This is a genomic window from Clostridium sp. KNHs214, assembly GCF_000744935.1.
Taxonomy (GTDB): domain Bacteria; phylum Bacillota; class Clostridia; order Clostridiales; family Clostridiaceae; genus Haloimpatiens.
This window is the reverse complement of the sequence record NZ_JQMW01000004.1, coordinates 26,880-44,910: the sequence shown is the minus strand read 5'-3', so window position 1 is coordinate 44,910 and position 18,031 is coordinate 26,880. Positions and strand designations below refer to the sequence as shown.

The 18,031-nt window shown below is 30.3% G+C and carries 21 protein-coding genes and 1 pseudogene; 19 read left to right on the top strand and 3 right to left on the bottom strand.

Features of this window, described 5'->3' with window-relative positions; all coding sequences use genetic code 11:
• Window positions 1-2: 2 nt before the first annotated feature.
• The 18 genes and pseudogenes from CC89_RS00415 to CC89_RS00335 all read left to right on the top strand — a co-directional run bounded on the left by CC89_RS00415 (window position 3) and on the right by CC89_RS00335 (window position 14,119).
• The gene (locus tag CC89_RS00415; protein WP_502685615.1) at window positions 3-392 is read left to right on the top strand and encodes a cytidine deaminase family protein; all 390 of its coding nucleotides are present in this window, start codon (window positions 3-5) and stop codon (window positions 390-392) included.
• Window positions 393-508: 116 nt separating this feature from the next.
• Window positions 509-640: a hypothetical protein gene (locus tag CC89_RS20880; protein ID WP_286161263.1), complete on the top strand. Its 132-nt coding sequence runs from the start codon at window positions 509-511 to the stop codon at window positions 638-640.
• A 252-nt stretch (window positions 641-892) separates the two neighbouring features.
• Window positions 893-1,246, top strand: coding sequence for a putative RNA methyltransferase (locus tag CC89_RS00410; RefSeq protein ID WP_051931343.1), 354 nt, complete (start codon window positions 893-895; stop codon window positions 1,244-1,246).
• A gap of 276 nt (window positions 1,247-1,522) precedes the next feature.
• Window positions 1,523-2,224, top strand: coding sequence for a 5'-methylthioadenosine/S-adenosylhomocysteine nucleosidase (mtnN, locus tag CC89_RS00405; RefSeq protein WP_035287838.1), 702 nt, complete (start codon window positions 1,523-1,525; stop codon window positions 2,222-2,224).
• A 658-nt stretch (window positions 2,225-2,882) separates the two neighbouring features.
• On the top strand, window positions 2,883-3,404 hold the full coding sequence (locus CC89_RS00400; RefSeq protein WP_035287836.1) for a hypothetical protein: 522 nt from the start codon (window positions 2,883-2,885) through the stop codon (window positions 3,402-3,404).
• A 179-nt stretch (window positions 3,405-3,583) separates the two neighbouring features.
• Window positions 3,584-4,258, top strand: a complete 675-nt coding sequence (locus CC89_RS00395) for a DUF5680 domain-containing protein (protein ID WP_035287834.1) — start codon at window positions 3,584-3,586, stop codon at window positions 4,256-4,258.
• A 12-nt stretch (window positions 4,259-4,270) separates the two neighbouring features.
• The gene (locus CC89_RS00390; protein WP_035287832.1) at window positions 4,271-4,771 is read left to right on the top strand and encodes an ATP-binding protein; all 501 of its coding nucleotides are present in this window, start codon (window positions 4,271-4,273) and stop codon (window positions 4,769-4,771) included.
• A 228-nt stretch (window positions 4,772-4,999) separates the two neighbouring features.
• Window positions 5,000-5,752, top strand: a complete 753-nt coding sequence (locus CC89_RS00385) for a methyltransferase domain-containing protein (protein WP_035287831.1) — start codon at window positions 5,000-5,002, stop codon at window positions 5,750-5,752.
• Window positions 5,753-5,847: 95 nt separating this feature from the next.
• A pseudogene (locus tag CC89_RS21360) lies at window positions 5,848-5,955 on the top strand (GrpB family protein); the annotation flags it as partial.
• A gap of 131 nt (window positions 5,956-6,086) precedes the next feature.
• Window positions 6,087-7,148, top strand: a complete 1,062-nt coding sequence (locus CC89_RS00380) for an alpha/beta hydrolase (RefSeq protein WP_035287829.1) — start codon at window positions 6,087-6,089, stop codon at window positions 7,146-7,148.
• A gap of 146 nt (window positions 7,149-7,294) precedes the next feature.
• Window positions 7,295-8,035 (top strand): class I SAM-dependent methyltransferase, encoded by a 741-nt coding sequence (locus CC89_RS00375; protein WP_035287826.1) that lies wholly within the window; start codon window positions 7,295-7,297, stop codon window positions 8,033-8,035.
• Window positions 8,036-8,589: 554 nt separating this feature from the next.
• Window positions 8,590-9,042, top strand: coding sequence for a GNAT family N-acetyltransferase (locus tag CC89_RS00370; RefSeq protein WP_035287823.1), 453 nt, complete (start codon window positions 8,590-8,592; stop codon window positions 9,040-9,042).
• A 358-nt stretch (window positions 9,043-9,400) separates the two neighbouring features.
• The gene (locus CC89_RS00365) at window positions 9,401-9,661 is read left to right on the top strand and encodes a TfoX/Sxy family protein (RefSeq protein ID WP_035287820.1); all 261 of its coding nucleotides are present in this window, start codon (window positions 9,401-9,403) and stop codon (window positions 9,659-9,661) included.
• Between the two features lie 466 nt (window positions 9,662-10,127).
• Window positions 10,128-10,415 carry a hypothetical protein gene (locus CC89_RS00360; RefSeq protein ID WP_035287816.1) on the top strand — a complete coding sequence of 96 codons (288 nt, stop codon included), beginning with the start codon at window positions 10,128-10,130 and terminating at the stop codon, window positions 10,413-10,415.
• Window positions 10,416-10,541: 126 nt separating this feature from the next.
• Entirely contained in the window at window positions 10,542-11,513 is a 972-nt protein-coding gene (locus tag CC89_RS00355; RefSeq protein WP_035287813.1) for a MerR family transcriptional regulator, read from the top strand.
• Between the two features lie 497 nt (window positions 11,514-12,010).
• Window positions 12,011-12,487 carry a GNAT family N-acetyltransferase gene (locus CC89_RS00350; RefSeq protein ID WP_035287812.1) on the top strand — a complete coding sequence of 159 codons (477 nt, stop codon included), beginning with the start codon at window positions 12,011-12,013 and terminating at the stop codon, window positions 12,485-12,487.
• A gap of 98 nt (window positions 12,488-12,585) precedes the next feature.
• The gene (locus CC89_RS00345; RefSeq protein ID WP_286161262.1) at window positions 12,586-13,161 is read left to right on the top strand and encodes a flavodoxin family protein; all 576 of its coding nucleotides are present in this window, start codon (window positions 12,586-12,588) and stop codon (window positions 13,159-13,161) included.
• Between the two features lie 346 nt (window positions 13,162-13,507).
• The gene (locus CC89_RS00335) at window positions 13,508-14,119 is read left to right on the top strand and encodes a class I SAM-dependent methyltransferase (protein WP_035287810.1); all 612 of its coding nucleotides are present in this window, start codon (window positions 13,508-13,510) and stop codon (window positions 14,117-14,119) included.
• Between the two features lie 236 nt (window positions 14,120-14,355).
• Here CC89_RS00335 and CC89_RS00330 read toward each other — a convergent pair whose 3' ends face one another.
• The 3 genes from CC89_RS00330 to CC89_RS00320 all read right to left on the bottom strand — a co-directional run bounded on the left by CC89_RS00330 (window position 14,356) and on the right by CC89_RS00320 (window position 17,094).
• Window positions 14,356-15,159 carry an ExeA family protein gene (locus CC89_RS00330; protein ID WP_035287808.1) on the bottom strand — a complete coding sequence of 268 codons (804 nt, stop codon included), beginning with the start codon at window positions 15,157-15,159 and terminating at the stop codon, window positions 14,356-14,358.
• A complete protein-coding gene (locus CC89_RS00325; RefSeq protein ID WP_035287805.1) occupies window positions 15,152-16,411 on the bottom strand; it encodes a DDE-type integrase/transposase/recombinase in 1,260 nt (419 codons plus the stop codon). The genes CC89_RS00330 and CC89_RS00325 overlap by 8 nt, the downstream gene beginning before the upstream one ends.
• 107 nt (window positions 16,412-16,518) lie before the next feature.
• On the bottom strand, window positions 16,519-17,094 hold the full coding sequence (locus CC89_RS00320) for a DUF6431 domain-containing protein (RefSeq protein ID WP_035287802.1): 576 nt from the start codon (window positions 17,092-17,094) through the stop codon (window positions 16,519-16,521).
• 401 nt (window positions 17,095-17,495) lie between these two features.
• Between CC89_RS00320 and CC89_RS20195 the strand changes: the two genes are divergently transcribed.
• Complete coding sequence (locus tag CC89_RS20195) at window positions 17,496-17,636, top strand: class I SAM-dependent methyltransferase (protein WP_185750624.1); 141 nt, start codon at window positions 17,496-17,498, stop codon at window positions 17,634-17,636.
• The last annotated feature ends 395 nt before the right edge of the window (window positions 17,637-18,031 follow it).

The window sequence follows — 18,031 nt, the reverse complement described above, 5'->3', positions numbered from 1 at the left end:
GTATGATATTTATGCAATTTGATGAACTATATGAACTAGCAAAATCGGTAATAAATCCGCGTAAGATTTCAGAATGTGCAGAAGCAGGTGAAGTTGGTGCTGCTATTCTTACCAAAAGTGGGAATGTATATACTGGCGTTTGTATTGATACTGGGTGTGGTATGGGCTTTTGTGCCGAACATGCTGCTGCGGCTGCAATGATAACTGCTGGTGAAAGCCAAGTGCTAAAAATGATTGCTGTAGGTTGTAATGGAGGTATTATGCCACCTTGTGGTCGATGTCGTGAATTTATAAGTCAACTGCACGAAGAAAATCTTAACGCCGAAGTAATGGTTAAGAAAGGTGTAATTGTAACTATACGAGAACTTTTACCCTATGACTGGCGTAGGTAATAGGCATTTCATTCAAATAATTTCCTTCAGATTATTCTTAAGTTATGACATAACGCTAATATAAAGCAAAATGGTATTCTAGTCTAACTGGATTATTTGTTGAAATAAAACGTGTTATGCTTAATGATAAGAATAAGTTTAAAAAAGCATTTAAAGGAACAGAGGGGTCAGTATTAATGTTGAAAATATCAGATTATTTTGAAGATAAAGATTATATAAATAAAGTTTATAAATTATTAAGCGATTAAATGTTCAATACTTATTATGGTAAATAAGCTAATTTAGTTCATTAGGGTTAAACAAATTCTAATTATTGAGGTAGAGGGAATAATAAAGCAGAGAAGGTCTCCTTATCTTTATGCTAGATACTATTATAGCTTGAACGCATATTTATTAGATGTAAATATCTTACTATAATGATTCTAGGTGTATTTTAAGTTAAGAGTAAAATATAGGAGTTTGATGAGGGATGTTATTATGATTGAAAAGGAGATTACAAAATGGATAATTTTCTTTGCCCTGTATGCAGAAAGCAACTAAATTTATGTAATAAAAGCTTATCTTGTGAAAACAAGCATAGCTTTGATTTGGCAAAAATCGAATATGTAAATTTGCTATTATCCAAACAAAAAAAAGGAAAGCAGCATGGAGATGATAAGTTGATGGTTCGTGCTAGAAGGGATTTTTTGAATAAGGAATATTTCGCGTCTCTTTTAAAGAAGCTTTCAGAACTTATAAAAAAATATGTATGGGATGGCTGCGTAATTCTGTATGCCGGTTGTGGTGAGTGCTGGTACACTGCTAATATTTATGAATATTTCATTGCCATGAACTGGAAGGCTTTGAGGTTATAGAAGAACATGAAGTTAGGGAAATAATTAATCTATCATGTAACGAAGATATTGTTAATCTTTTTACTATGACACCGTATTATTATAAAACAAGTGTTGACGATGAAAGAAAATTGAAAGCAATTTCTCAATTGGATACTGAAATTGAATTTGGAATACTAGTTTTTCGAAAAAAATAATATTAAAATTGATATTAAATATTATAAAGAAAGAAGAAAGAACAAAAGGTATTCTGTGTTTTAGTATTAAAAGTTATTTAAAATTTGGGGAGGAATTACCATGAGATGGAAGATAGGTATAATATGTGCAGGAGATAGAGAGATAGAGCCATTTTTAACTCATATACATAATTGTAGTATTTCAGAAAAGGCTATGCTAAAAATTTATGAGGGAACAATAGATGGAGTATCTGTTGTTGCTCTATTTAGCGGAGTTTGTAAAGTAAATGCTGCAATAGCCACTCAAATATTAATTGATACTTATAATGTGAATGCTATTGTAAATGCAGGAACAGCAGGTGGGATGGACAACAAGGTTAATATTTTTGATACCATAATCTCTACCCAAGTGGCACATCATGATGTTCATGATAATATATTGACAGAGTTCCATCCATGGATGTCATCAATTTACTTTGATTCTGATAGCCTATTACTTGAGTTGTCAAGGAAATCAATTCGATACAAAAAATCTGATTATACTGTACACTTTGGAAAAATGGTTACAGGGGAAAAGTTTATTGAGGACAATATGAGAGAAATCATTAATGCTAAATATGATCCATTATCCATTGATATGGAAACAGCAAGTATTGCTCATGTATGTTATGTAAATCATATACCATTTATCGCTATTCGAACGATTACTGATACAGTAACACATAATGGAATCGATAATTTTGAAAAAAATTGCGAAAAAGCATCAGAAATATCCAAAAACTATGTATTAGGGTTATTAAAAGAAATTGAAACTTATATATAAATTTCCAATTTGTAGTCTTGAAGTAATATAATTTTAGCTTAATGGTATTATGGTTATGAATAGTGATAAATAATTGTAGAATATGATGGAATAATCAAATGGGGAAAGGTACAGCCTTTTGCAAAAGAGTGGACATGGTAAAATAAAAAAGCAACAAAAGGTTTAAATAGTTATAAATCAAAGTTAGGGCAAACTTTTTTAAGTTATTACATAACACTAATGTAAACTAAAAGGGGCTGTTACATTAAAGAATTTACATACAATATATTGTACTAAAAATTAAAATCTAGCACAATGTATTGTAGTATTTATTCTTGATGCGACAGCCCCTTTTAAATTTTTATAAACTCAAACCAATAATCTTATTCCTATTACAATATCCAAGATTATAAGCCATATATAAATATTGAAAAAAGGATATTATCAAGTTGCCATCCATATTGGAGACTCTGCCAAAGGGGCCTTCTCCAATATGCTAGTTGGCTTATATAATGGTTTTATGGATTAGTTGTATTAGCAGTGCTCAAAACATGTACATTTATAGAAAAAATGGTATTATATTTATAAATAGTACTACAGAATATATAAGAAAGTACATAATAAAACATGTAATATTTTAAGGCAAAATTTTATATATTAATCAGAAAGGAAAATATATATGGATAAAGAAATTTTTACTACAAGAAAGGCAATATTGGCTATATTTTTAGGAATTTTAATACTAGTATTGGCACAGGGAATAAGCAGTCTTGCATATACATTACCATTGCCTGATGGAGTGAAAGCAGGTATATTCGGAGTATCTTATGTTGTAATTTCATATAATTTCATTAAATTATGTTGTAATAAGATATTATATATTTCTTTAAAAGAATGTCATATTAACAAGCCTAAAATTCAAATTCGTTGGATTATATGTGCAATTCTATTACCTGTTGTAGTTTCAACAGTATTATTGTGTACTTCAGGTGAATTAGTAAAAAATAGTATGGATGCTGCACATATAGTAAATATAGTGGTATGTGCTATTTTTTCATATAAATTATTATCAAAATCATTTATTTTAACGGGAGGAAAATTTGGAGTAGAGTCATCAATAGTTGCAGTACTAGGATATATTATGGTTATAATTTTCACATTGTTTTCAATGAAGAGAAAATCTAAGAGTGTACAAGCTTAAATTATATGGGAATGTTGAATTGATTATAAGCTATAGATTGTGATATATGAGAGTCGTAAAACAATTCAGTAAATAGGAATTTGTAGAATGTATGCAACCACTGGTAGCATAATTGCATATTGTAAGTTGGTAGTAATATACCTGATTTATATATATCATTATTTTAGGAGGTGTTGGCGATGAGTATTGCAGAAAATATACAGATGTTACGAAAAAAAAATAGTCTTTCACAAGAGGAACTGGCGGTAATATTAAACGTTTCTAGGCAGGCAGTAGGAAAATGGGAAAATGGAACAGCTTATCCTGATTTAGAAAGATTGATTCAGCTAAGTGACTATTTTAAAATTTCATTAGATCGTTTAGTTAAGGAAGCTGAAAATTGTGATTTACATGTAAAGAATAAAGAGAATCCAGACAAGAGCCAATTGATTCAGTTTCTTCTCAGGGCTAAGAAAGGAACATATGCAGGTCATGGAAAAGAAACAAAAGCAAGTAGGATTGCTTCACATGATTTGGAGTATAAAGAGGGGGAATTCTATTATTATGATACTTATATTGGTGGAGAATGTTTTGGTGGTGAAGAGGCAGTATGGATAAAGAATGAACCATATTGGTGTATGAATTACTATGGAAGAGTTATAGGAGAGCATTTCAATGGAGACTTTTTAAGAGATGCTCTGTCAAATGCACCATATGATTCACCATATAGAGGACCAGCATTATATCAAAATGGAGGGTATACATATCACTGTAAAACAGAAGGAAGTTTCGAATTCTATCAGGGATATGAGGAAATTCTTTATGATGGGAAAAAGATATATGAATGTATTTTTAATGGTGGAATAGTAATTTAAGAAGGTGTTGTAATGAAAAACATTTTGTTTTTATGTGGTCCAAATGGAATAGGAAAAACTACTATTTGCAAAGAAATTATTAAACAATTGCCAAATTCAGCTTATGTTGATTCTGATCCATGTAGGGTCATGAATCCGTTTGTTTTAAATGATGACACCATACCTACAATCGCAAAGAATATTAGCGATTTACTTATCAATTATTTACAATGTCCTGTTGTTAATACTGTTGTTTTTTCATATGGTTTTCATGGACGAAGAAGAGAAGTGTTTCAAAGGATTCTATTAGAAATTTCCAAAAATGAACATGACTTTATTCCTTTTTTACTTTGGTGTAGTGAAGAGGAAAATATCAATAGAATGAATGCTGATAACAGGAGTGCTAATCGTATTAAAAGAACTTTGAATGAATCTCGAAAAGCTTTTGACAGTGTAACTTATCCTAAATTAGATATAACTAATTTGTCTGTTTCAGAAGTTGCAAAGACTATAATTACTAAAGCAAAATTATAAGTAGCTTCAAATGACAAATTTGTAGAGTTAGATTAATATATAAATATCTCCAAAGGCTCCATTTTCAATATTACAGTTGATTTATATAGTGTTTTATAAATTAGATTGTGTTAGCAGTGCTTAAATATGTACAATTATGGGAAATAATGGTATTGTATTCATAAAGAGTGTTACATAATAGTAAAAAAATGTGAATTACCATTATTTATACAAGGGGGAGGTATTATTATGGATTTTAGGAAGGTTTTTGACAGCATTCCTGAAAAATTTGATAAATGGAGAACCCGTTATTGTGATGAACTTTTCGCCGATGTTATAGAATACTCAAAGCTCGATTCTGGCAAAACAGCTCTTGAAATTGGTCCCGGAACAGGCCAGGCTACTGAACCGATATTGAAAACAGATTGTTCGTATTTGGCTATTGAACTTGGCGAAAATCTTGCAAAGTATACAAAGAATAAATTTAGTTCATATGATAATTTTAAAATTGTAAATGCTGATTTTGAAACATATGATTTTGGGTATCATCAATTTGATTTGGTTTATTCAGCGGCAACAATCCAGTGGATACCGGAGGAAATGGGCTTTCCAAAAGTTTATGATATATTAAAAAGCAATGGAACATTTGCGATGATGTTAACTCGAACAGATGAAAAAAGTGCTAATGAGCCATTATATTCGAAGATACAGGAAATATACTCTGAATATTTTCATCCAAAAGCAGAATATACATGCAATTTAAATTACAACAATACTGAAAAATATGGCTTTACTGATATTGAATGCCGTCATTATCATAAAACAAGAGAATTTAACGCTGATGAGTATGTTTCATGGATAAGTACACATGCTTGTCATATAACTCTGCAGGAACCGTATAAATCAAAATTTTACGCAGGCATCAAGGACGCTATTTTAAGTTTTGGTAATAATATAAAGCTTTACGATACAATAGTTTTGTATTTGGCAAGAAAGCCATAACCTCGTAGTATAAGCATAATTTGAAGTTCACTATCTTTTTAAGTTATGACATAACACTAATATAAAGCAAAAGGGTCAATGGAGAGCTATGGAAAAATCATATATATTTTCGTGACTATCTTAGGTTAAATAAGAAAGCAGTTGAGGAATATTCAAGATTGAAGAAGGAATTATTCATAAAATATACTAATGATAGAGGCTAATATACAAACGCAAAAAATGAATTTATTAAATAACTATATTAAAAGCTAAGAATGAAAGGGTTATTTAAGACGTAATCTACTATTGTGAAATAAAGATTATTTATATGATTCTGAAAGGGGAATATGAATTTATGGAATCATTAATATTTACTTTGAAATCTTTTGATGGATACCCATTAAACATTAAGTTAAGTATTCCAAATGAAAAATATATTGAAAGACTTGTTATTTTTGTACATGGCACTGGTCCAAACACTTATGATAATCATAGAAAAATAGGAGAATTACAATTTAATTATTTTGATTTATTTGCAAATGAATTTTGCAAAAATAATATTGCTTTTTGCCGTTGGAATACAAGAGGATGTTCTATATCTCAAAATCCTCCCATGTATGTTGATATTGATGAGGAAAAATATAAGACATATCTTCCTTCTACATCTATTGCAGATATTGAGTTTATTGTAAAGTATTTGGAAAATCAGGAACAGTTTAAAAATGCAAAAGTAATTTTATTTGGATTTAGTGAAGGCTCAGAGATTGCACCGTTAGTAGTATCAAATGCGAAAGTACATATTGATGGATTGTTATTAGCAGGTTATGCAAATGAAAATTTGAGAACAACATTAGAATGGCAGTTAACAGGTGGTAGCTCTATGGTAAACATGTGTAAATGGTTTGATTATGATAATAAAGGATATATAACAAAAGCTAATTTTAAAGAAGATAGATATAAGGTTCGTAAAACATATTTAAAAAATGCCTGGTTTTGGTGTTATGATGTAAATCATGATGGGATTATAGACCGAAAAGATTTTGAAATTAAGCTGCAAAAATATAAAAATAAAATGTTTAGAGCAATAGAATCTGGTGACGATAAATGGTTAAAGAATAACTACCCAGTTAGAATTACTTCTGCATGGTGCAAAGAACATTTTAAATTACCAGCAACAAAGGAAGTTCTATCACAATTAAATATCCCTATCCATATTTTTCATGGGACAGATGATGCATGTATACCAGTGGAAGATGTTTTAGACATTAATAACAAATTCAAGGAAGTAGAAAAGAGTAATTTACATATCCACATTTTTGAAAATCATGACCACGATTTAAATTACTTACTATACCCAATGAAAAAAACTATTTCTGAAGGCTTGCAATCTATATTTGATACAGCTTTGACCATTTAATGTATAACAAGGTTATGAGCATAATCTACTATGTAGGTGGACTTATTTTGATGATAAAGGCACAAATCAAATATAATAAAGGAATATTTTAAATAAATTCCAGTTTTAGATTGGATAATAAAGTTGGTAATTAATGGAGGGATAAAATGATAAAAGACAGTTCAACCGAATGTTGGAATCAGGTGAATATAGACGAATGGATTGATAAAGCTCAAACAAATGATTTCAGAGTATATTACATAATGCCCTACACACTAGAACTATTGGGGGATGTCAAAGGAAAATATATTCTTGATTTGGGATGTGGCGAAGGTGGTTATTCCAGAGCATTAGCACATAAAGGAGCAAATGTTACGGCTGCTGACTGTTCAGAAGTTTTTATTGAGTACGCAAAAAATAAAGCAAAAGAAGAAGGGTTAAGGATTGAGCATTATGTTCTTAATGCAAATACACTAAATGATATTGAGGACAATTATTATGATATAGTGCTCTGTTCCATGATGTTGATGGATGTTGAGGATTTGGATGGAACCTTGAAGGAAATTCATCGTGTTTTAAAGCAAACTGGAAAGGTATTCATATCTATGCTGCATCCATGCTTCAAGGGAAAGAAAACTAAATGGATATTAAATAACGAAAATATAGAGGTGCTTATTTCTGATTATCATAATCCAAAAGAATGGATTGGAGAAATCAAAGGAATGAATGCTCCAATTGTGTATAGACACAGGACTTTATCAGATTATATAAAAGCATTTGTCAAAAATAGTTTTAAACTAATTGATATGAATGAACCAATACCAACAGAAGAACAATCTCAGATGTCATCAAGAGTTGCTTGGCTGAAGAAAATACCGATGTATTTGTTTATAGAATTAGAAAAATAAAGTTTCAATTTATGAGATTAAAGTAACATAATTATAGATTAAGGGATAGCTTCGTATCCTTCTTAATCTATAATATTAATCTAAAGCAAAAGGGTCTCATCACGAGACCTTTTAAACTTTTATAAATAAGAAACTATCTATATTTCAAATCAAACCGTATATGGACATTGATCATAATACATGGTCGTAATGATTTTGCATATATTACTTTGGTAAATAGGAGAAATATTTTTCCTTATAAAAAATTAAAGTAATAATTAAATTTAGTATTAGAATGAAACAAATCGAAAGGCATATATTAATAAACTGAAAGGGCTTACAAAATATTATCACAAAGATATTTATGCTATAAGTGATGATGAGGCTATCTTGATTGAGAGAACAACTAATCAATTTGAAACATTTGGAAATGCGTGGAAAAATTCTTCCACTAATGTGGAATTTGAAAATAATCAATAGCCGAAGTAATACGTAACATTCTTATATTGAAATATAAATATTACCAATGGTTCAATAAATAGTAATTTGTTGAAGTTAACTTTGGAGGTATAGAAATGATTGAGGTTGGATTTGCTACAGTTTCAGATTTTTTATCTTGGATGGAATTAATGCGGCTTGTAAGTTGGAATTTCCCCGGACTTGAAACAAAAGAAAATATGTTAGAATATGAAAAAACATTGTTTAAAAATATAAATAGACAAAGTGCTATTTGTGCAAAAGAAAATAGTAAGGTCATTGGAATACTAATTTTTTCTGTAAAACATAATATGCTTTCTTGTATGGCTGTTCATCCAGAGTATAGACGAAGAGGTATTGCTTGCCAAATGATATCTTTAATGTTTACCAAGCTTGATATTACGAAAGATATAACAGTATCTACTTTTAGAGAAAATGATGAAAAAGGAATTGCTCCTAGAGCGTTATATAAAAAATTAGGATTCGTTGAAGATGAACTTATTGAAGAATTTGGCTATCCAAATCAAAAATTTATTTTATATGCAAAATGATCATACTAAGAACATTACTAAATTCCAATTTACAGAGTTGAAGTAACATAATTATATATTAAGGGATAGCATATTCTTCTTAAGCTATAATATTAATTTAAAGTAAATGGTCTCTCATCATGAGGCCATTTAAATTTTTATCTACCGCCTTTCATATTGGAGCCTTTTCCAAAGGGTCTTTCTCTAATATTACAGTTGGTTTATATAGGGGTTTTATGAATTAAGTTGTATTAATAGTGATTAAAATATGTACGGTTGTAGGAAATAATGGTACTATGTTTATGAAAAGTGATACATAACAGTATAAAAAGAGGCGTAAAACAATTCAGTAAATAGTAATTTGAAGGGAAGGTTTACTATGGGAGAATTATCAAAACTACCTAATATCGGAAAAGAAGTTGAAAGGCAGTTGAATAAAGTAGGCATATTTACTTATGATGAATTAAAAGATATTGGCGCAGAACAGGCTTGGCTGAAAATACAAGAGATTGATGCTTCTGCGTGTATTCATAGACTATTAGCACTGGAAGGTGCAATTCAAGGTGTTAAGAAAACAGCCTTACCACAGGAACGAAAAGCAGACCTAAAAGATTTTTATAATTGGAGAAAATGTAAATAGTAAATTTGAAAGTGGGGTGTTAAAATCAGAAGAGAATTAGGAATTGCGCGTTGTGGACTTGCTTGTTGTCTGTGCTCAGAGAATATAAAATGTTCTGGTTGTAATTCAGGTGAATGTCCAGATAAAGAATGGTGTGAAAATCGTAAATGTTCTATTAAAAAAGATATAACTGCTTGTTATTTATGCAAGGAAGAATGTCATAAGGGGTTATTAAATAAAGCCTTATGGATTTACTTTATTTATTAAGAGATATGGAATTGAAGAGCTTCTTGATTGTTTAGAGAGAAATGAAAAAAAAGGAGTAGTATATCATAGAGAAGGAATAAATGGAGATTATGATGATTTTGATAATGTTGAAGAACTAATATCTTTCATTAAATTTGGGATTCTATAAATAGTAATTTGTAGGTGAGTTCTAAATGATAAAAATTAAACTAGATGAAAAAATAGGCATGTTTTTGAAATCGTGTATTATCTGAAAGAATATATACCACAGAAATATTTTGATAAATATGAACAATATATTGAGATACATTTTCTTGAAGATTTATTTACTCAAGATTCAAAGATTAAATTTTTAGAAAAACAACATAACATATGGACGATACATTTTGATTATGAGTATGAGGGCAAGAAATTTGCAATGGTATTGGATGAGGGTTATGGTAGTATTTCTTTTTTTACTGAAAAAAGAAATGATAGAAAAGTGATAGCAGAATATTTGGTATCACTTATTGAAAAGTTTAAGCGATAAATATATTATAATTTATTAAAATCAAATAGTAATTTCAAGTGCAGATTATTTATATAATTTTTTAAAAAACCATTGACTTTGACGTCGTGTCGTCCATTACAATGATTTTAGAGAGGAGGGGCGAGAATGAAATTGATGAAAATCAGTGAGGTAACTAATACCTTTAATGTTTCGACAAGAATGCTCCGGTATTATGATGAAATTGGGCTTTTGCCCAGCAATCGCATGGAAGGTTACGCTTATCGAGTTTATGACGAGTCTGCTGTAAGACGTCTGCAACAGATACTTACATTGCGAAAACTGCGTATCCCGCTAAAAAAGATTGCTTTGATTTTAGAGTGTCCTGAGCAAATGAAAATTGTCGAAGTATTTCATGAAAGCATGAATGAACTTGATGATGAGATATCGGCGCTTCAAACGATACGAGATATTTTATGTATGTTCATCACACGATTAAACACATCGGCACATACCAATGTCAAGCTCGACATGTTCAATGATGCTGAAATTATGAGTGTCATTCAAACTCTCAGCCTTTCTAAAATCAATTTTAAGGAGGAACGTTCAATGGACGACCTTAATAAAGCAAATGAAACTTTATCAACCTTAAAGAATGTGCGTATTATTTATTTGCCTCCATGCACTGTTGCAGCAAGTCACTATTTTGGTGAAAACCCAGAAGATAATGCCTGTAAATCTTTGGATGAGTTTATCAGAAGAATTGAACTTCAAAAAATGAAACCCGATTTGAGAATGTTTGGATTTAACAATCCATGTCCAAAGGGTAACGAAACATATGGATATGAATTTTGGGTTACCATACCCGAAGAGTTAGATGTGCCAGCACCTCTTCAAAAGAAGAAGTTTGTTGGTGGCCTGTATGCAGCGCATTGTATCAAAATGGGCAATTTTCATGAATGGCAGCTTCTTGGCAAATGGGTTGAAAATAGCACCGAATATGAATATGACGCGCGCGAGCCGTTTGGAATGGGCGGTTGCTTGGAAGAACACCTCAATGCATATTCATACTTTGCGGATAATGGAAAAGCGGAGAGGTTTATTCAGCTTGATTTGCTTACACCTATAAAGGCAAAATAAATATCTATGTTCTCACATTTTGAGCATAACGCAAAGCTGACAAATTCTAATTTGCAGAATTAAATTTATATAATTATAGCTTAAGGTATAGAGTATCCTTCTTAATCTATAATATTAATCTAAAGCGAAGGGGGTCTCATAACGAGACCCTTTAAATTTATATAAGTAAAAAAACATCTAAGATAAATCATTGGAAGAGTGTATAAAATTATATATCATTGACCATATTTTCTAATAGTTTTATTGAATGATTAGTAGCATCTAATCGTGTCCTAATTCCTAAAGGGCTCCTTTTCAATATTTCAGTTGGGTTAGGTTATGTAGTAACGCTCAAAATATGTACAATTAAAGGAAAGGATGGTATTATATTTATGAAGAGCACCACGGAATAGTATAAAGCTGTTAAATATAGATTACTTATATAATCCACAGGCAATTAGTAATTTCAAGTAAAGATTATTTATATAACTTTACATAGAGCAGGGGAGGGGATCTATATGGAATTAAGGAAAGTAGATTCGAAAAATATCTGGAGAATAATCCAATTATCCGTAAAGGACGAACAATCAGATTTTGTAGCTACGAATACGGAAAGCATACTGGAAGCGTATACCGCCATTACTTCGGGCATTGTTGCGCTACCGTTTGGAATCTACGATGAGAATACCTTGGTTGGTTTTATTATGTTTGGGTATGATACCATAGGCGACGAAGATGAACCTAACATTGCTGCAGAAAATTATTGTATTTGGCGCTTTATGATTGATAAGGCATATCAGAAACAAGGCTTTGGGAAAAAAGCGATGCAGGTAGCAATTGATTATTTGCGAAGTTGGCCATGCGGAAAAGCAGAATATTGCTGGCTTTCTTACGAATCTGATAATGTAGGAGCGAAGGCACTTTATCATTCCTTTGGTTTTGTCGAAAACGGCGAAATGGACGGGGAAGAAATGGTGGCTGTTTTGAAGCTTTAAAATTAGTATATATTTGCATTGGATTATGAGCATAATCTCCAGACAAATTCAAATTTAAGGTTGATTATTATAAATGGGAATTTTATTTACCAAAGGATTTGCCTCATTTTTGCTGTGGATGTAAAAATTGTTTTTTTAAAGGTGAGCAGTTCTGTCCTCACGCAGAGTATGTTATGCCTATCTGGAATGCTATTTTGAATGCTGATTTGCTTATATTTGCGTCTCCGGTTTATGCACTAAGAACTACTTCGCAGATGAAAACTTTACTTGATCATTTGTGCGTGCATTGGATGGTACATAGACCTGATGAAAGAATGTTTAACAAAAGAGCTGTGATTTTGACAAATGCTATAGGGATATTTAATGGTGGAGCACAAAATGACATTGCAACAAGTCTATCTTGGCTTGGCGTCTCGGATATTAAAAAGTTGGGCATAGGATTACTTGAGGTTGTTATTTGGAATGAACTATCCAATAAGCGTAAAAATATTATTATAAGAAAAACGAAAAAGGTTGCTGAAAAATATAAAAAAACCCATACAGCACATAAGGGAATAAAAGTAAGGATTAAATTTGCCATCACTAAAATGATGCATCAGGCTATTGCCAAAAAAGAAAGAATATTATCGGTTGATAATAAGCATTGGGTGGATAAAGGATGGATAAAGATATAAACGATTATTTTTAGATTGCTTGTGAGTAAATCTGTGATCGTAAAATTCCAATTTGTAGAGTTAAATTAACATAATTATAACTTAAGGGATAGTGTATCCTTCTTAAGCTATAATATTAATCTAAAGCAAAGGATTCCTCTCCAATATTTCAGTTAGTTTATATAGGAGTTTTATGTATTAAGTTGTGTTAGTAGCGCTTAAAATATGTACAGTTATAGGAAAAAATGGTATTGCGTTTATGAAGAGTGTTACATAACAGTAAAGTATTACGAATAAATGTAATGTTGACCTCAAAATAATAGTTCTAAATTCCAATGATATCAAATATAAGGAGTGAGAATGAAATATGCATAATCTTATATATGCTTTTCCGTTATATAACTTTTTAAAATATTGTAATACCAACCCCAATGAAAAAATTATTCTTGATTGCGGTGCTGGTGGAAGTAATCCACCACTTTCTCTATTTTATGAGTTTGGATATAAAACTTATGGAATTGAAATGTCCGAAGAACAATTAAAAAAGGCAAATATATTCTGTGCTAATAATAATGTAGATTTAAATATTATACATGGCGATATGAAGAAACTTCCGTTTAATAATGAATTTTTTAGTTTTTTATTTTCATATAATACATCTGTTCATATGAGAAAAGAGGATTTTTTACTTGCCTTATGGGAGTTTTACCGAGTATTAAAAGATGGAGGACTATGCTATGTGAATTTTTTAAGTGAAGAATGTGATTCATATGGTAATGGCGAACAGGTAGGTGAAGGGCAGTTCATACACACTGATAATAATGAGGCAACACTTTATTGCCATTATAAGGATAATGAAATTGAAAAATACTTTAGTAAATTTGAAATTATCTATAAGGAGAAGCGAATAATTCAAAGAAAAATAGATGAAGAAAAATATATATCGGCTTATTATGATTATATATTATTGAAAAAGTAATGAACAATTATCATTTGTAATATTCTTATATTATGATATGTGAGAGGCGTAAAACAATTCAGTAAATAGCAATTTGTATATTAAAATGTTAAACGTCAAATTCTTCCTAATTTAAACGTCAGTTTATTTCTATAATTATTGTACAATTTACGTCAAATTATTTCTACAAAATCACTTTATTTTTAATGAAAAATCATTTTGCACCTAAAAGAAAAAGGAGCTAGCGCTCCTTGATTTTAATGCAATGATATTTCATTGGCGGCAGCCATTATTATATCAGTATCGATTACGTTTTTTTCGTGCTGCGCACCTATTATTAAAGCCTTGGTTAATATTATATTTAAGTATCTTATAGAGCCAGCACAGCTCCTATATGCAGCTAAAACAGCGTTATTATCGAATATTTCTGGCGAAGCCCCCGATAATGATAATCTGGAATGAATATATTCTAAAGCTTCGTCTTCAGAAAGTCCTCCAAAATTATAATTTATTATAATTCTTTGCTTTAATGCCTCATGTATCTGTTTTTCTAAGATATTATTTAACACAGGTTGTCCTATCAAAACTAAAGAAAAACAGTCCTTTGAATCCATGGAGAAGTTCATAAGTAGCTTTAAATCCTTTAAAATATCATTGTTTAGGTATTGTGCTTCATCCCAAACTAATATATAGTGCACACGTTTATCTGTACTCATACTTTCCATATAATCTTTTATACTCTTAAACATATCAGATTTACGAGAGGAAGGTTCAATTCCTAAGGAGATGCAAAATTGTCTATAGAACTCAGTAGTAGTTACAGTAGTAAAGCAAAGATATATAACTTTTGTCAAATTAGGGTTTACTTTTTTAGTAAAGCATCTTAAGGCAAAGGTTTTTCCACTGCCAGGAGAAGCTGTAAATAAGCCGATTCCCCTAGCTTCATTAAGATACTCAAGTCTTGATATCATCTCTTTTAGATCATTTGACATATAGGCATCTTTTTCTTTTATACCTTTTTCAAATGGATTCATTGTCATACCATAAAATTGTTTAAACATTTTTAACACCATCCTTTGAATAATTTATAGTAAATGCATTCTTACGCTTAGTTTTACCATTTTCAACCTTATTTGTTTTTCTAATACTGTATTTAACATTTTCATAATATACATATGCATTATCCATATCATCAGGTAAATATCTTATTTCAATTTTTTGTCCTATAAATTGCATAGGTACATCATAGGATATTTTATCAATGCTTATTGTTGAGTCATTATTAACTCTTCGTTGTATGCGATTCATAAAGCAATTATCCAACCACTCACTATCAGCAGCTACTTTAACATGAGCTAAATCGCTTTTATATCTATCGATAGGACGTTGTGATGTAGCTGAATGTACTGTTACATTATGCTTGTTTATATATGCGAATAGCTCATCGTTTAGCTCCGCTAAGGAAGATATAGATTCTGTATCTAGAGCGTTTAGCCATCTACTTTTTAATGTTCTAAAGTTTCTTTCTACTTTTCCTTTGGATGCTCCATCCCTTACCATGGTGTGCAGTTCTACTATTCCAAGGGATCCACAGATAAGACTTAATTGTTCATTTTTATAAGGAGAACCGTTGTCTAAATAAAGTTTATTAGGTATGCCGTATCTAGCAATAGATTCTTTAAGTACCTTTTGAAAATTATAAGAGTTATCATTGTAAAAAAATCTTCCGCCAACGATAAGCCTTGATTTGTCATCAATTAGCATAATTAGATATGTTCTTTTACGTATGCCATTTTCAGTAATATACGGGCCATAACATGTATCACCTTGGTACATACCAGTTGCAAACTCTTCTTCAAAGGCTTTTCGATCTTTCATATTTATGCATCTAGCAGATTTAAGATCATTATTTTTTATAAATCTTTGAACTGTAGATAAGGATATGCTTTTTTCATTGATAAAGCCATCTTCGATAAGTTTATGATATATAAGAGTAGCATTAATTTTAGGAAATGTATTTTTTAGAATATATATCTGTTCTATGGCTACATCATTTAATTTTCTGGTTTTACCTATGTCGCTACGCGTCTTCGGTAGAAGGGCCTCAAAACCAAACCTATTATAATCTGATTCCCAATTAGATAGTGTTCCAGGACTATACAAAACTGACTTACCGTTAGGTAATTTTACAGGAGTAGTTGCAACACGCCTATAATAAGCAATTTTGGAGCTTTCGGTATAAGTGTTATTTATAGCTGGAGCTATTAGGGCTAGTCTAATAGAAGCTATTTCAATCATTTCTTTGTTATTCATTTCAACATCACCTCTATAAAAATGCTATCATGGAGAAATTATAATATCCATTATCGTATTGAGTGGTATATATAAAATAAAATTAAAAGCATATAGCTATAGCTTAATTATGATGTTCCTTGAAAAAAGGATAATCCATTTCTATTAAAAAAGTTTGTTATAAAGGTTTCAATTTCAATAAAGGTACTATTTATAACACGTTGTATAAAACTTAAGTTAGAAATAAGCCTGTCTTGTAAAAGTCCAAGCCATAGTTGTTTATGCTCTTTGAATTTATTTAAAATTCGATAGAATGTAGATATTGCTATACAGTAATGTTCACACATAGCTTCTACAGAGGTAAATTTATGTACAAGATAATCATGAATAATAGACACAGTAAATTTAAAGCTAAATGACATGTAGGGCACAATTACCGAAGGTAGGATAGCATGAGTATGTCCACATGACGGGCAAATATATCTATTGATAGTTATTATATTATCGTGAACTTCATTATTATCATAAGTCACAAGATGGCGTTTATAAGAGGCAAATAGGGATAGAGCGTGTTTAGATCCGCAGAATGGACATACCAAAGCCTCTGAATTAACCGTTTTCATATACTCTTCAAAAATATTTATCTCATTTTCAAAAGAAATTTGTTTAAAACACTTGCATAGTTGTGAAAATAATCTTATCATAATAATAGGTTGTAAGAGCTTACGCTCTTATTTTTAGGGAAGAACCTTCGCTTTGCACGGCTTGGGGTTCTTCCCTTTCCTTTCTCTAGTTTTTATAATAAGCTTAAAATAACCTCCAAATGATGTCAAGTCATTAGGAGGTTTTATTTAGCAATAATATGATTATTTAAAATGCATTTAATTACTGGATAGTTATTGGAGTTATAGTTATAATTTGACTTAGAAATGCAGTTTTCAAAAGCTATATTTTGACGCACTACAATTAAAAGTTAAGGAAAAAATAAATATGAATGGAAAATATGATAAATGCTTAAATAAGTGGAATAATATATTCTCAAAAGAAGTTTCTAAAACTCTAACAAAGTCGAGTCTGGAAACAATGCTCTAGATAAAGCAATTGAGTGGATTTTTCATCTTTTGATGCCGTAATTTTATCTAACATTATTGATAATTTATATCCAGACGATGCAGAAGTTTTAATTAGAGAAGTAGAAAGAGTTTTAAAAGATAAGTTTAAAAAGGCACATTGTACAATAGGATGAACTAACAGATGGGTTATATTGCTATCTTCTTAAGTTATGACATAACATTAATATAAAGCAAAATGGTCTTATCGCAAGATCATTACTTTATATAAATAAAAAAATCATCTATATTTCAACAACTTCAAACCATAATTCCTATTAATAATCCCATTCATATTACAATATCCTAATATTCTAATCTCATATAGATATCCTCAAAGAATTCTATCAAATTTATTAAAATCACCAAAGGCTTAAGTAAAATTAAAAATACCAAATATAATAGAAATAATTAAGAGAATTATCAGTTAAGGCTCTTATTTTTTTATCTACTGTTTCCATATTGGAACTTCTTCCCAAGAGGACCACTTCAATATTCCAGTTGTTTTATACAGGGGGTTTATGGATTAGAT